Annotated in this window: 11 protein-coding genes; 2 read left to right on the top strand and 9 right to left on the bottom strand. The window is 65.9% G+C overall.

The annotated features are described in order from the left end of the window. Positions 1-458: 458 nt before the first annotated feature. From OC184_RS09925 to OC184_RS09915, 3 genes are read right to left on the bottom strand one after another with little or no spacing between them, the layout of a single operon-like run. Complete coding sequence (locus OC184_RS09925; protein WP_265507045.1) at positions 459-1,541, bottom strand: DUF3618 domain-containing protein; 1,083 nt, start codon at positions 1,539-1,541, stop codon at positions 459-461. Continuing rightward, the gene (locus tag OC184_RS09920; protein ID WP_265507044.1) at positions 1,531-1,950 is read right to left on the bottom strand and encodes a phage holin family protein; all 420 of its coding nucleotides are present in this window, start codon (positions 1,948-1,950) and stop codon (positions 1,531-1,533) included. Before OC184_RS09920 ends, OC184_RS09925 begins: the two co-directional genes overlap by 11 nt. Next, positions 1,943-2,767, bottom strand: coding sequence for a hypothetical protein (locus OC184_RS09915; protein ID WP_265507043.1), 825 nt, complete (start codon positions 2,765-2,767; stop codon positions 1,943-1,945). Before OC184_RS09915 ends, OC184_RS09920 begins: the two co-directional genes overlap by 8 nt. Positions 2,768-3,002: 235 nt before the next feature. Here OC184_RS09915 and choX point away from each other — a divergent pair, with 235 nt between their 5' ends. Then, entirely contained in the window at positions 3,003-3,947 is a 945-nt protein-coding gene (gene choX, locus OC184_RS09910; RefSeq protein WP_265507042.1) for a choline ABC transporter substrate-binding protein, read from the top strand. 14 nt (positions 3,948-3,961) lie between these two features. Further along, entirely contained in the window at positions 3,962-5,476 is a 1,515-nt protein-coding gene (betC, locus tag OC184_RS09905) for a choline-sulfatase (protein WP_265507041.1), read from the top strand. Positions 5,477-5,510: 34 nt separating this feature from the next. On the opposite strand, the gene OC184_RS09900 is transcribed toward betC, so the two are convergent. The 6 genes from OC184_RS09900 to OC184_RS09875 form a co-directional block, all read right to left on the bottom strand. Then, positions 5,511-6,239 carry an SDR family oxidoreductase gene (locus OC184_RS09900; protein ID WP_265507040.1) on the bottom strand — a complete coding sequence of 243 codons (729 nt, stop codon included), beginning with the start codon at positions 6,237-6,239 and terminating at the stop codon, positions 5,511-5,513. 46 nt (positions 6,240-6,285) lie between these two features. After that, entirely contained in the window at positions 6,286-7,011 is a 726-nt protein-coding gene (locus OC184_RS09895; protein ID WP_265507039.1) for an SDR family oxidoreductase, read from the bottom strand. Positions 7,012-7,036: 25 nt separating this feature from the next. Then, complete coding sequence (locus tag OC184_RS09890) at positions 7,037-8,662, bottom strand: FGGY-family carbohydrate kinase (protein ID WP_265507038.1); 1,626 nt, start codon at positions 8,660-8,662, stop codon at positions 7,037-7,039. Further along, a complete protein-coding gene (locus OC184_RS09885) occupies positions 8,662-9,645 on the bottom strand; it encodes an ABC transporter permease (RefSeq protein WP_265507037.1) in 984 nt (327 codons plus the stop codon). The genes OC184_RS09890 and OC184_RS09885 overlap by 1 nt, the downstream gene beginning before the upstream one ends. After that, positions 9,635-11,137, bottom strand: a complete 1,503-nt coding sequence (locus OC184_RS09880; RefSeq protein ID WP_265507036.1) for a sugar ABC transporter ATP-binding protein — start codon at positions 11,135-11,137, stop codon at positions 9,635-9,637. Before OC184_RS09880 ends, OC184_RS09885 begins: the two co-directional genes overlap by 11 nt. A 61-nt stretch (positions 11,138-11,198) precedes the next feature. Beyond that, positions 11,199-12,116 carry an ABC transporter substrate-binding protein gene (locus OC184_RS09875; RefSeq protein WP_265507035.1) on the bottom strand — a complete coding sequence of 306 codons (918 nt, stop codon included), beginning with the start codon at positions 12,114-12,116 and terminating at the stop codon, positions 11,199-11,201. Positions 12,117-12,139 lie beyond the last annotated feature (23 nt).

Here is a 12,139-nt window from a genome sequence, read left to right as displayed (position 1 = left end):
GACCAATCGTGGACGGAGCAGGCCATCCTGCAGAGCATACTAAACCCCGCAATCCGAAGCGAGCAGAACCGCGGCTTCAGCACATCAGATCAAAACGGTAGGAGTTGTTCAGGCCGGACTAATTAATGAAATCATGCCGCTGAGGACTCGACAATCGTCGGCGTGGAGCTTGCCATTCGGAAAGAACGATTTTCAGACGGTCCATCTGGGCGTCGCCCTGCCCGAGAAATCGCTTATCGTTCAGGTCGCGGAGCCTGAACCATACTAAAAGCTCAAGATCATTCTGTCTAAAGCTTAGTAAGCCAATGCAGCAGCGTTGGTGTCTCGCTTTCTAAATCGAAGAGCATTTAGACCCTGCCAAACATGCCCCGGGACCGTACCGTCACGTTTGGACCCTCGGCACCTGATGCAACACAAGGCCCCGCAAGCGGGGCCTTGTGAAAGTCTATGTTGTGGCGTCAGGCGCTGGTGCTCTGGCCGCTAGCCTTGGCCTTGGTCTTGTCGCTCTCCGAGCTCGAGGACAGCTCGTCCGCGGCCGCGTTCTTCACGTCAGAGACCGAAGACTTCGCTTCCTCCAGGCCGGCATCGACGGCGCGGCGAACCTTGGCTTTTTCCTCTTCATAGATGGCTTCGGCCTCCTCGAAGAGGTGCTGGCTGTAGCTGCCGAACAGTTCTTCTTCACGGCGGGTGCGAGGCAGCAGCGTCGCCAGGCCTGCACCGACCAGGAACGCGGCGGCGCCAAAGATCAGCGGCTCGGCCTCATAGCCGTCGGACACGGACCGCGAGCTGTCGTTGAACCGGCGGCTGGCGGCGTCACGGGCGCGAAGGGCGCGCTGGCGCGCATCCTGCACACGGCGGCGCGCTTCCTCACTGAAATCCTCGGTGCCTTCGCTCAGCCGGTCGCGCAGGTGGCGAGCCCGGTCTTTCATTTGGTCGGTCATGCTGCTCTCCTGATGGTCTGTGTGGTGCAGGCGGCTGCGTGCACGGCTGATGGTGCGGCGCGCCCAGCCCGGTTCGGACCGCGCGGTTGTGTCTAAAGTTGCGGTCCCGCGCGACGAGGCGCCCGAGGACGTCGCGACGCCGGCAGGCGATGCGGACATGCCCGATGCCCCAAGGCCGGGGCTGTCCGCGTGGGGACCCGACGTCGATGCGCGGCCATAGCTGGAAGACGACACGAAGGACTGCCCCTCGGGCATCTCGGTATCGATATCATCCGAGTGATAGGTCGGGCTGCGGTAGCGCGGGCGGGCGGGCTGGTGGCGCCGCGTCATGGCCCGGTGAGTCGGATCATAGCCGCGTCCAAAGATCATCCACGCCAGGCCGATGCCCGTCAGCGCGAGCGCGACCGGATTCGACCGAGCCGCATCGCTGGCGGCATTGGCCCACTCGGCCCCATGCTCGCGGAACTGGTCGCTGACACGACGCGACAGGCCGTCCCAGGAGAGTTCGTCCTGAAGCTCGTTCAGCGTCTCGCGCAGGGCATTCCGATCGCGCTCGATTTCACGCTCGATATGCTCGGGGCTGTCCGGATCACTTGTCATGATACGCCTCCTTGATCGCGTGGGCGTCGCGCTGGACGCTGTCCACCGTGCGCGTGGGCATCAGGGACTTCAGCTTCAGGTCGTTCAGCCCTTTCTTGAGCAGGATGAACGCGATGAGCGCCAGGACCACGCCGACGATAACGGCGCTCCAGATCGGACCAAGGTCCGTCTCGGCCAGGGCAGCCACAAGCGCGGCGACAAGGACATTCAGCGTGACAAGGCCGATAACGCCGGCCACTGCAATAAAGCCCACCGCGTTGCCGGCCCGGCTGAGGTTCTGACCAACCTCGGCCTTGGCCAGCGCGATCTCCTTGCGAACGAGGTCGCTGGACAGTCGCATCACGTCCGATACGAGCGATGCTGGTCCTTCGCTCCGCGGGGCCGGATCGGTACGAACGGGATCAGACATTGCGGTTGCCTCCGTAGCCGGGCTTCGTCACGCCAGTCGTGGGGCCGCCGCTGCCCGAGCCTTCGCCGGCGGTGCTGCCGGTCGTGCCTGCAGCGCCACCCGGATGGCCGGCGCCCGTGGACGATGCCGCCCCGGTGCCCAGGCCCGCGCCGCTGCCGGTCGTGCCTGCCGCGCCACCCGGACGGCTGGCGCCTGTGGACGATGCCGCCCCGGTGCTCAGGCCCGCGCCGCTGCCGGTGGCTGCCCCGGTCCTGGAGGCCGAAGTGGTGCTTTCCCAGGCGCTGCCCGCCGTGGTCGCGGCACCGGGACGCGTGGCCGGGCGTCCGCTCGGCATGCCGCCGGTGGAGCTGCCACCATAGACGCTCGACCCGCCACTGCGATAGGCGCTCGACCCGCCGCTGCTATAGGTCCGTCCGGGCTTGCCTGCCAGCAGGAAGCGCGCTGCGGCGAAGCCCGCCACGGCCGAGAGACCAAGGAACGTGCCGGGGCGTTCTCGGGCAAATTCGCGAACGCTGTCGACGACGTTGGCGCCTTCCAGTGTGTCGGCGAAGCCTTCCGCGTTTTCGGCGGCATAGTCGAACATGCGGGCGAACGGCGATTCCTCGCCGACTTCGGACTTGGCCGACCGGAAGGCCGAGGCCAGATTGTCGACGCGTTCGGCAAGACTGCCGCGCATCTCCTCGCTGCGGCGCGAGACCTCGTCCTTGACGCCCTCGGCCAGGCGGTTGGCCTGCGAACCAGCCTGGTCCTTCAGGTCCTTCATGGTCGAGGAGGTTTGCTGGGTCCTGGCCGTGTCAGATGTGTATTCGGCGCTCATTTCGGTCCTCCTGAGGTGTTCAGGTTGCTTGGGCATCCTCCGGCTGTTGCCATTCGATGCCTTGGGCCATCTCAACCAAATTGTGCCGCTGTTGTTCCCGACAGTTGACAGACGAAGACGAATCGCCCCCCGCCGGATTTCCGAGGGTTGGGGTGAAAATCCCTGTATACATTGCGGCGCGAATGACTTTCGATGGGCCCGCAACGCCATCGGCGACAGAACAGGGGAAACGGACATGAACACCAAGGCAATTCTTTGCGGCGCGCTGAGCGTGATCGCGATCGTGGCCGGCGCGGGTTCCGCGTTGGCCGATGACGCCACCTGCCGCGCGATCCGCATGTCGGATCCCAACTGGACCGACATCAACGCCACCAACGGCGTCGCCAGCGTGGTGCTGGAGGCTTTGGGGTATGCGCCCGAGATCAGCTTTCTGTCGGTTCCCATCGGTTACGAGTCGATGAAGAACGGCGAAATCGACGTGTTCCTGGGCAACTGGATGCCGGCCCAGACCGCCTTCATCGAGGATCTGCAGGCCGCCGACGCCATCGAGGTGCTGAACACCAACCTCACCGGCGCCAAGTTCACGCTGGCGGTGCCAAGCTACATGGCCGATCAGGGCATCACCAGCTTTGCCGACCTGGACGCCAATGCCGAGGCATTCGACAGCAAGATCTATGGGATCGAACCCGGCGCGCCCGCGAACCAGAACATCGCCCGGATGATTGCCGCCGACGACTTTGGCCTTGGCGACTGGGAACTGGTTGAATCCGGCGAACAGGCGATGCTGGCGCAGGTGTCGCGGATGGAACGGTCCGAGGATGGCATCGTTTTCCTGGCCTGGGCGCCGCACCCGATGAACACGAACCACGACATCACCTACCTTGAAGGCGGTGACGAATATTTCGGGCCGAATTTCGGCGGGGCCGAAGTCCGCACGCTGGCACGCAAGGGGTGGCCCGAAGCCTGCCCGAACGCCGCGCAGCTGTTCACGAACATGACCTTCGATATCGAGATGGAGAACACCCTGATGGGTGAGATCCTTGACGGTGCCGACGCCAAGGACGCCGCGAAGGAATGGCTGGCCGCCAATCCCGACGCTCTGACCCCTTGGCTGGACGGCGTCACCACGCTGGAGGGCGAGCCCGCCGAACCCGCCGTACGCGCGGCGCTTGGCTTGTAAGGTCGCATCACGTAATGAGCCGACCGAATATCCTGATCCTCATGGTCGACCAGCTGAACGGGACGCTGTTCCCCGACGGCCCGGCCCCCTTCCTTCACGCGCCGAACCTGCGGGCGCTGGCGGACCGCTCGGTGCGGTTCGCCAACAGCTATACGGCCAGCCCGCTTTGCGCGCCGGGCCGTGCCAGCTTCATGTCGGGCCTGCTGCCAAGCCGCACGCGCGTCTATGACAACGCCGCAGAATTTGCGTCGGACATCCCGACCTATGCACATCACCTGCGCCGGGCGGGCTATCATACCGCCCTGTCCGGCAAGATGCACTTCGTCGGCCCCGACCAGCTGCACGGGTTCGAGGAGCGTCTGACCACCGACATCTATCCCGCCGATTTCGGCTGGACGCCCGACTATACCAAGCCCGGCGAGCGGATCGACTGGTGGTACCACAACCTGGGGTCCGTCACCGGCGCCGGCGTGGCCGAGATCACCAACCAGCTGGAATATGACGACGACGTCGCCCATCAGGCGACGCAGAAACTCTATGATCTGTCGCGGCGGCTGGACGACCGGCCCTGGTGCCTGACCGTCAGCTTCACCCATCCGCACGACCCCTATGTCGCGCGGCGGCGGTTCTGGGACATGTATGACGACTGCCCGGCGCTGGACCCCGCCGTCCCCGCTCTGCCCTTCGACGACATGGACCCCCATTCGCAGCGCCTGCTGGAGGCCTGCGATCACGAAGCCTTCGACATTACCGCCGAAGACGTCCGCCGCGCCCGCCAGGGGTATTTCGCCAGCATCTCCTATGTCGACGAGAAGATCGGAGAGATCCTGGACGTCCTGAAGCGCGGCCGGATGGAGGAGGACACGATCATCCTCTTCGTCAGCGATCACGGCGACATGCTGGGCGACCGTGGGCTGTGGTTCAAGATGAGCTTCTTTGAAGGCTCGGCCCGGGTGCCCCTGATGATCGCTGCGCCGGGATGGCGGCCGGGGCTGGTGACGCAGCCGGTGTCCACGATGGATGTGGTGCCGACACTGGCTGGGCTGGCCGGTCTGGACATCGCCGCGCTGGCGCCGTGGACCGAGGGCGAGGATCTGGCCCCGTTGGCGACCGGCACGGGCGGTCGCGGCCCGGTGCCGATGGAATACGCCGCCGAAGGTTCGATCGCACCGCTGGTCGGCCTGCGGGACGGACAGTGGAAGCTGGTCCTCTGCCAAGCCGACCCGCCGATGCTGTTCGACCTGGACGCCGACCCGGATGAGCTGACGAACCTGGGGGGCAGCCCCGCCCATACCGACACGCTGAAGCGGCTGACTGCTAAGGCGGCCGAACGCTGGAACCTGTCCGACTTCGACGCTGCCGTGCGCGAAAGTCAGGCGCGGCGCTGGATCGTCTATGAGGCGCTGCGCAACGGGGCTTATTACCCGTGGGACCACCAGCCGCTGCAGAAGGCGTCCGAACGCTACATGCGCAACCACATGGACCTGAACGTACTGGAGGAGAACAAGCGCTTCCCCCGCGGCGAATAAGGGTTTGCCCGGCTGCGCAGGCCGGGCAGCACCGTCAGATGTCGAAGTTGCTGGGCAGCACGATCATGTCGCGGATCGTGACGTTGCGCGGGCGCGTCAGCATGAACATCAGCGCATCCGACACCTCGGTCGGCTCCATCAGGGCGCCCGCGTCCTTCATGCGCTGCAGGCGCTCGGGCTCCCAGTCCGAGAGCAGCGCCGAGATGACGGGCCCCGGCGAGACCTGGGCCACACGGATACCGTGGCCCATCAGCTGGCGGCGCATGGTCTGGACAAAGCAGGTCACCGCCCATTTCGACGCGGAATAGACCGGCTCCACATGGATCGGAGCGTGCCCCGCGATCGAGCAGGTCACCAGGATGTCGCCAGTCTTGCGTTCCGTCATGTGCGGCGCGACGGCGTGAACGTTCTTCATCACCGCATTGACGTTCAGATTCAGCATCCGGTCGATCGCCGCCGGGTCGGTGTCGGCCAGATCGCCGCCGATATAGCTGCCGGCATTGCAGATCATGATGTCGATGTGATCGACCTTCTGCAGGATCTCGGGGACCATGGCATTGCAGCTGTCGGCGTCCAGCAGATCGGTCACCTGCGCGACGGCGCGGTCGCCCAGTTCGGCCACCAGCTGGTCCAGCGCGTCCTTGTTGCGGTCGACCAGCACTACGGTGGCGCCCGCATCCAGCAACGCGCGGGTGGTGGCGAGGCCGATCCCCGAGGCCGCCCCGGTGATCGCGGCGAGCTTGCCGTCAAGTTTGATGGACATGTCAGTCTCCTTCGTCCTGCGGGCGGACCCGCGAATTCCTTGGCGTTCAGACGGCCAGAAAGCCGCCGTCCAGCGGCAACACGGCCCCCGTGACCATCGCGGCGTCGTCAGACAGCAGCAGCGCGATGCTGCGGGCGACGTCCTCGGCCTCGGCAAAGCGGCCCATCGGGTGGCGCGACATCATCGGGGCGGACTTGGCCGGATCGCTCCAGGCGGCGGCGGCCAGTTCGGTCATGGTGACGGTCGGGGCGATGGCGGTGACGCGGATGCCGTGGGGGCCAAGTTCCTTGGCCATCACGCGGGTCGCGCCCTCGAGCCCCGCCTTCGAGGCGGCATAGACGACATGATCTGGAAAGCCGCGATGACCTGCGATGCTAGTCACGTTGACGATGGCCCCGCCACCACCGGCGGCAATACGGGCGCGGGAAAATTCTTGCGCGCAGACCAGGGCCGTGCGCAGGTTGATGTCCATGACGGTGTCATAGCCGTCGTCGGTCATGTCCAGCAGGCTCTCCAGAACGTTGGTTCCGGCACAGTTGACCAGGAAATCGCAGGTTCCGGCCCTGGCCATCGCTTCGCGTGCGCCCTTTGCGGTGGAAAGATCGGCCGCAATGCCGGTGGCGCCGGTTTCAGCCGCAAGGCTGTCCAGGTCGGACTGCGTGCGGCTGATCGCTACGACCTTGGCGCCCCGCGCCGCCAAAATCTGCGCAGTGGCGCGGCCGATGCCCTTGCCCGCCCCGGTGATGATGACGGATTTGCCTTCGAATTGCATCTGATGCCTCTTGATATGTTTCAGGTCAGCCAGCCAGCGCCGCGTCGGTCGCCATGCGGATGTCGCGTGCGGTGGACTGCAGCGCCAGGAAGGCGTCGAAGCGTGCGGCGTGCAGCGCCCGCGTTCCGTCATCGGGCCGATAGGTCGTCTGGACAGACGACATGGCGGGCATGGCGGCGGCCAGGTCAGGGAACGCCCCCGCCGCGACGGCGCCCAACATCGCCGATCCCAGCAGGACGGGTTCCTCGCTGGCGGTGGCGTCCACGGGCAGGTCGGTCGCGTCGGCCAGAACCTGGCGGATCAGCGGGTGCCGCCCCGCGCCGCCGCTGATCGCGATGCGATCGACGCCGGCACCATGCGCACGCTGCGTCTGGACGATCTGGCGCAGGCCATAGCCAAGCCCGCAGATCCCCGCGACATAAAGTGCGACAAGCGAATTCACGTCGGTATCCGCACCTACGCCGGAAATGACCGCGCGGGCATGAGGATCGGCGAAGGGCGCGCGGTTGCCAAGAAATTCGGGCACGACATGCAGATGGGCGGCCAGGCGCACCGCCTGCGATGCGCCGCCCGCATGGGTCAGCGCCGCGTCGGCCAGCCATTCGGGCAGCGACTTGCCATCGGCCCGCGCGGCGGCCAGGGCATGACCATGGGCCGGGTGCATCGACACCAGATGGTCGATGGCCGCACCGGCCACCGACTGGCCTCCTTCGTTCAACCAGGCGCCGGGCACCATGGCCGAGAAATAGGGGCCCCAGACCCCCGGTACAAAGGCCGGTTCGCGCGTCGTCGTCATCGTGCAGGAGGACGTGCCAAAGACATAGCCGAGCGACGCCGTCGCATCCTCTGCGCCGCCCTTGGCGCAGACGGTGCCCACGCCGCCGGCATGGGCGTCGATCAGCCCCGCCGCGACGGCGATCCCGGCCGGCAGGCCCATCGCCTCGGCCGCGTCCCGTGTCAGCCCCGCACCAAGCGGCGTGCCGGGTTCGACGACCACGGTCCCGATGCGGGCAAAGCCTTCCTCGGCCAGTTCCGCCAGCCCGATGCTGCGGAAGTAATCTGCATCCCACCGGCCCTCATGCGCCAGATAGGTCCATTTGCAGGTCACGGTGCAGGTGGACCGCGCCGTGCTGCCTGTCGCCTTCCAGGTCAGGAAATCCGTCAGGTCGAAAAAATGCCGCGCCGCGTCGAAGACGTCGCGCCGGTTCTCCTTCAACCACAACAGTTTCGGCGTCTCCATTTCCGGAGAGATGCGGCCCCCGACATAGCGTAGCACATCGTGACCGCCGGCGTTGATCCGGGCGGATTGTTCGACTGCGCGATGATCCATCCAGACGATGATGTCGCGTTCGGGATGGGCGGCATCGCCCACACCCAAAGGGGTGTCGCCACGCACCACCAGAGAACACGTTGCGTCGAAGCCGATGCCCTGAACATCACTGGCGTCGATGCCGGACCGCTTCACGGCCTCCTCCACGGATTGGCAGACGGCGGACCACACCTGCTCGCTGCTCTGTTCGGCGATGTCGCCGGACGGGCGGTAGAGATCGATGTCGCGCTTGGCGCTGGCCAGCATCGTGCCCGCCGAGTCGAAGACCCCTGCCCGCGCCGATCCGGTGCCGACGTCGATGCCGATGAAGTGCCCCGGCATCAGCGCCATTCCCGACCGATATAGATGGCCAGCAGGATGATCAGACCCTTGATGACGTCCTGCATGTAGGGGTTGATGCCAACCAGGTTCAAACCGTTGTTCAGGATGCCCAGCAGCACCGCGCCGATCAGCGTGCCCAGGATCAGGCCCCGCCCGCCGGCGATGGCCGTGCCGCCCAGCACGACGGCGGCAATGGCATCAAGCTCGAACCCCACGCCGGCGTTGGGCTGGCCGCTCATCAGTCGCCCCGTCAGCACGATCGAAGCCAACGCCGCCGTCACGCCGGAAATGGCGAAGACCGCCAGCTTGACCGACCGCGTGCGGACGCCCGACAGGCGCGCGGCAGTCTCGTTGCCACCGATGGCATAGACGTGGCGACCGAACGGCGTGCGCTGCAGCACCACCCAGGCCACGGCATAGATGACCAGCATGATGATGACGGGCACCGGGATGATGCCGATGCGGCCGACGCCGAACCACGATACCCAGCCCGGCAGACCGCTGATCGGGTAGCCGCCCGAATAAATCAGGCCCAGGCCGCGCGCGATGCCCATCGTCGCCAGCGTCACGATGATCGAGGGCATCTTGCCCCAGGCAACCATGAACCCGTTGAAGAGGCCGAGCCCCAGCCCGACCAGCAGCGCGGCCAGCAGCCCAACGCCGCCGGGCAGGCCCATGTTGACCATGACGCCCGCGGCCATGGTGCCGGCCAGCGCCATGACGGCGCCCACCGACAAGTCAATCCCGCCGGTCAGGATAACGAAGGTCATGCCTACGGCCAGGATGCCCACCACCGACACCTGCCGCAGCACGTTCAGCAGGTTGTCGATGGTGAAGAAGTTGTCGCTGGCAAAGCCCATCAGGACCGATACGACGATCAGCCCGACCAGCGGCAGGGCCAGCGGCGAATGGAACAGCCAGTCGAGGGCGGCCCTGCGGCCCCTGCCCGCCGACGCGGCGTCTAGGTTGGCGTCATGCGACATGTTGAACCCTCCCGGTGGTTGCGTGGGTCATGATTTCCTCGGAGTTGATGGCGCTGCCCTCGACCGTGGCGACGATGCCGCCAGAACGGAAGACGCATACGCGGTCGGACATGCCGATGACTTCCGGAAGCTCCGATGAGATCATGATGATGGCATAGCCGCGCGCGGTGAAGTCGCGCATCAGCTGATAGATTTCGGCCTTGGCGCCGACGTCGATGCCGCGCGTCGGCTCGTCGAAGATCAGGATCTGCATGTCATGATTCAGCCAGCGGGCGATCACGACCTTCTGCTGGTTGCCGCCCGACAGCGTGTCGACGCGCGCACGCGGTCCCTGCGCCTTGACGCGGACCTGCGACATGGCGTCCTCGGTGCAGGCCAGTTCTTTTTTGAAGTCGATGAACCAGTGGCCCTGCCGGTACTTGCCGTAATTGTTCAGCGACACGTTCTGCAGAATCGAGAAGTCGGTCACCAGCCCCTGCTCCTTACGGCTTTCCGGAAGCAGGCCGATGCCGTGGGCAAGCCCGTCGGCCGGGTCGCGCAGGCGCTTTTCGACGCCGCCGACGCGGACCTTGCAACGTGCTGCCGGATAGGCGCCAAGGATCGACAGCACAGTTTCCGTCCGCCCCGATCCGACCAGTCCGGCAAAACCCAGGATCTCGCCAGAGCGCAGCTGAAAGGACGACACGGGGCCGCCACGGCGCAGCTGCACCTCCTCGACCTCAAGGACGACCTTGGCGTCGGGCTTCGCGGCGGGCTTCGCTGGAAAGCTGTTCTCGATCCGGCGGCCGACCATCATCTCGACCAGCTGGTCGATGTTGGTCTCGGCCACGGTGCTGCTGCCGACATATTCTCCGTCGCGCAGGACGGTGATCCGGTCGCAGATCTCGAAGATCTCTTCCAGGTGATGAGAAATGAAGACGATCGCCACGCCGGCGGCGCGCAATTCGCGCATGACCTTGAACAGGTGCTCGACCTCGGCGGGCGTCAGGGTGGCGGTGGGTTCGTCAAGAACCAGGATGCGCGCGTCCAGCGACAGCGCCTTGGCGATCTCGACGAACTGCTGTTCGGCGACCGACAGGCGCGCGACCGGAACGTCCAGCGGCAGGTCGACCTCCAGCTTGCGCAGGATCGCGGCGGCGCGTTCGCGCATGGCCTTGCGGTCCAGAAGGCCAAGCGCGGTCTTCTTCTCGCGCGCCAGGAACATGTTCTCGACGGCGTTCAGATAGGGGATCAGGCTGAATTCCTGAAAGACGATGCCGACGCCTGCAGCGATGGCCTCGTCATAGTTGGCGAAATGGCGCTCCTGTCCGTCCACGATGATGGTGCCGCTGCTGGGCTGGATGATGCCCGACACGATCTTCATCAGCGTGGATTTTCCGGCACCGTTCTCGCCCAGCAGGGCGTGCACCTCGCCCGCCTTCACCTGCAGGTCGACGCCGTGCAGGACCTCGATCCGCCCGAAGCTTTTTCGGATATCCTTCAGTTCAAGCATGTCGCCCCCCTGCCGTACGATGGTGCCGCACCCCGGTGGGGGCGCGGCGGGTTCAAGCGCATTACCAGCTGAAGTCGGCTGCGTTTTCCGCATCGACGACCTGGACGTCGATCGGCACCTCTTTCGGGACCACGCTGGCGCCCCAATGCTGGGCCAGCGCCATGCCCAGACCAACGCGGATCTGGTCGCGCGGGAACTGCGCGGTGGTCTCGATGAACGGGCCGCCCTGGGCGATGGCCTGCACCGCTTCCGGCGCACCGTCGACCGAGGTCAGCTTGATGTCGCGGCCCGAGCCCTGAATGGCGGCCAGCGCTCCCATCGCGCCGCCGTCGTTGACCGAGAAGATGCCGGCCAGGTTCGGGTGCGACTGGATCATGTTCTCGACCACGCCCAGGGCAACCGAACGGTCCTGGCGGCCGTTCTGGGTGTCAACCAGGGTGATGCCCTCGTGTTCCTCCAGCGCGGCCTTGCAGCCTTCGACCCGCTCCAGGATCGGAACGACGGGGATGCCGTCCAGGATCGCGACCTCGCCTTCGCCGCCAAGGGCTTCGGCAAGATACTTGCAGGACTGGTAGCCCGCGTCGCGGTTCTTCGACCCGACGAAGCTGTCGACCGGGCCATTTGCGTTGGCGTCCACCGCCACCACGACCACGCCCTGGTCCTTGGCCATGCGCACGGCGGATTCGACGCCGGCGCTGTCGGTCGGGTTCAGCAGCAGGATGTCGATGTTCTGCTGCAGCATGTCCTCGACGTCCGAGATCTGCTTGGCGACGTCGTGACCCGCGTCGGTCACGATGACCTCGGCGCCGATCGATGCGGCGGCCTCGTTCAGCGCCTCCTGCATGGAGACGAAATAGGGGTTGTTCATTTCCTGGAACGTCATGCCGATCTTCAGCTGATCGTCCTGGGCCGCGGCAAGGCCCGCCGAGGCGGCAACGCCAAGCGCGGCGATGGATACGGACTTGAGCAGGGTCTTCATGTGGGTCCTCCCTTTGATGAAGC

This window comes from Paracoccus rhizosphaerae (genome assembly GCF_026162645.1).
Taxonomy (GTDB): domain Bacteria; phylum Pseudomonadota; class Alphaproteobacteria; order Rhodobacterales; family Rhodobacteraceae; genus Paracoccus; species Paracoccus rhizosphaerae.
Note: the sequence above shows the minus strand (reverse complement) of the source record. Positions and strands in the feature narration are given on the sequence as shown.

Coding starts and splice junctions, on each gene's coding strand:
- OC184_RS09925 (WP_265507045.1), bottom strand. CDS start 1,541: ATGACAAGTGATCCGGACAGCCCCGAGCATATCGAGCGTGAAATCGAG.
- OC184_RS09920 (WP_265507044.1), bottom strand. CDS start 1,950: ATGTCTGATCCCGTTCGTACCGATCCGGCCCCGCGGAGCGAAGGACCA.
- OC184_RS09915 (WP_265507043.1), bottom strand. CDS start 2,767: ATGAGCGCCGAATACACATCTGACACGGCCAGGACCCAGCAAACCTCC.
- choX (WP_265507042.1), top strand. CDS start 3,003: ATGAACACCAAGGCAATTCTTTGCGGCGCGCTGAGCGTGATCGCGATC.
- betC (WP_265507041.1), top strand. CDS start 3,962: ATGAGCCGACCGAATATCCTGATCCTCATGGTCGACCAGCTGAACGGG.
- OC184_RS09900 (WP_265507040.1), bottom strand. CDS start 6,239: ATGTCCATCAAACTTGACGGCAAGCTCGCCGCGATCACCGGGGCGGCC.
- OC184_RS09895 (WP_265507039.1), bottom strand. CDS start 7,011: ATGCAATTCGAAGGCAAATCCGTCATCATCACCGGGGCGGGCAAGGGC.
- OC184_RS09890 (WP_265507038.1), bottom strand. CDS start 8,662: ATGCCGGGGCACTTCATCGGCATCGACGTCGGCACCGGATCGGCGCGG.
- OC184_RS09885 (WP_265507037.1), bottom strand. CDS start 9,645: ATGTCGCATGACGCCAACCTAGACGCCGCGTCGGCGGGCAGGGGCCGC.
- OC184_RS09880 (WP_265507036.1), bottom strand. CDS start 11,137: ATGCTTGAACTGAAGGATATCCGAAAAAGCTTCGGGCGGATCGAGGTC.
- OC184_RS09875 (WP_265507035.1), bottom strand. CDS start 12,116: ATGAAGACCCTGCTCAAGTCCGTATCCATCGCCGCGCTTGGCGTTGCC.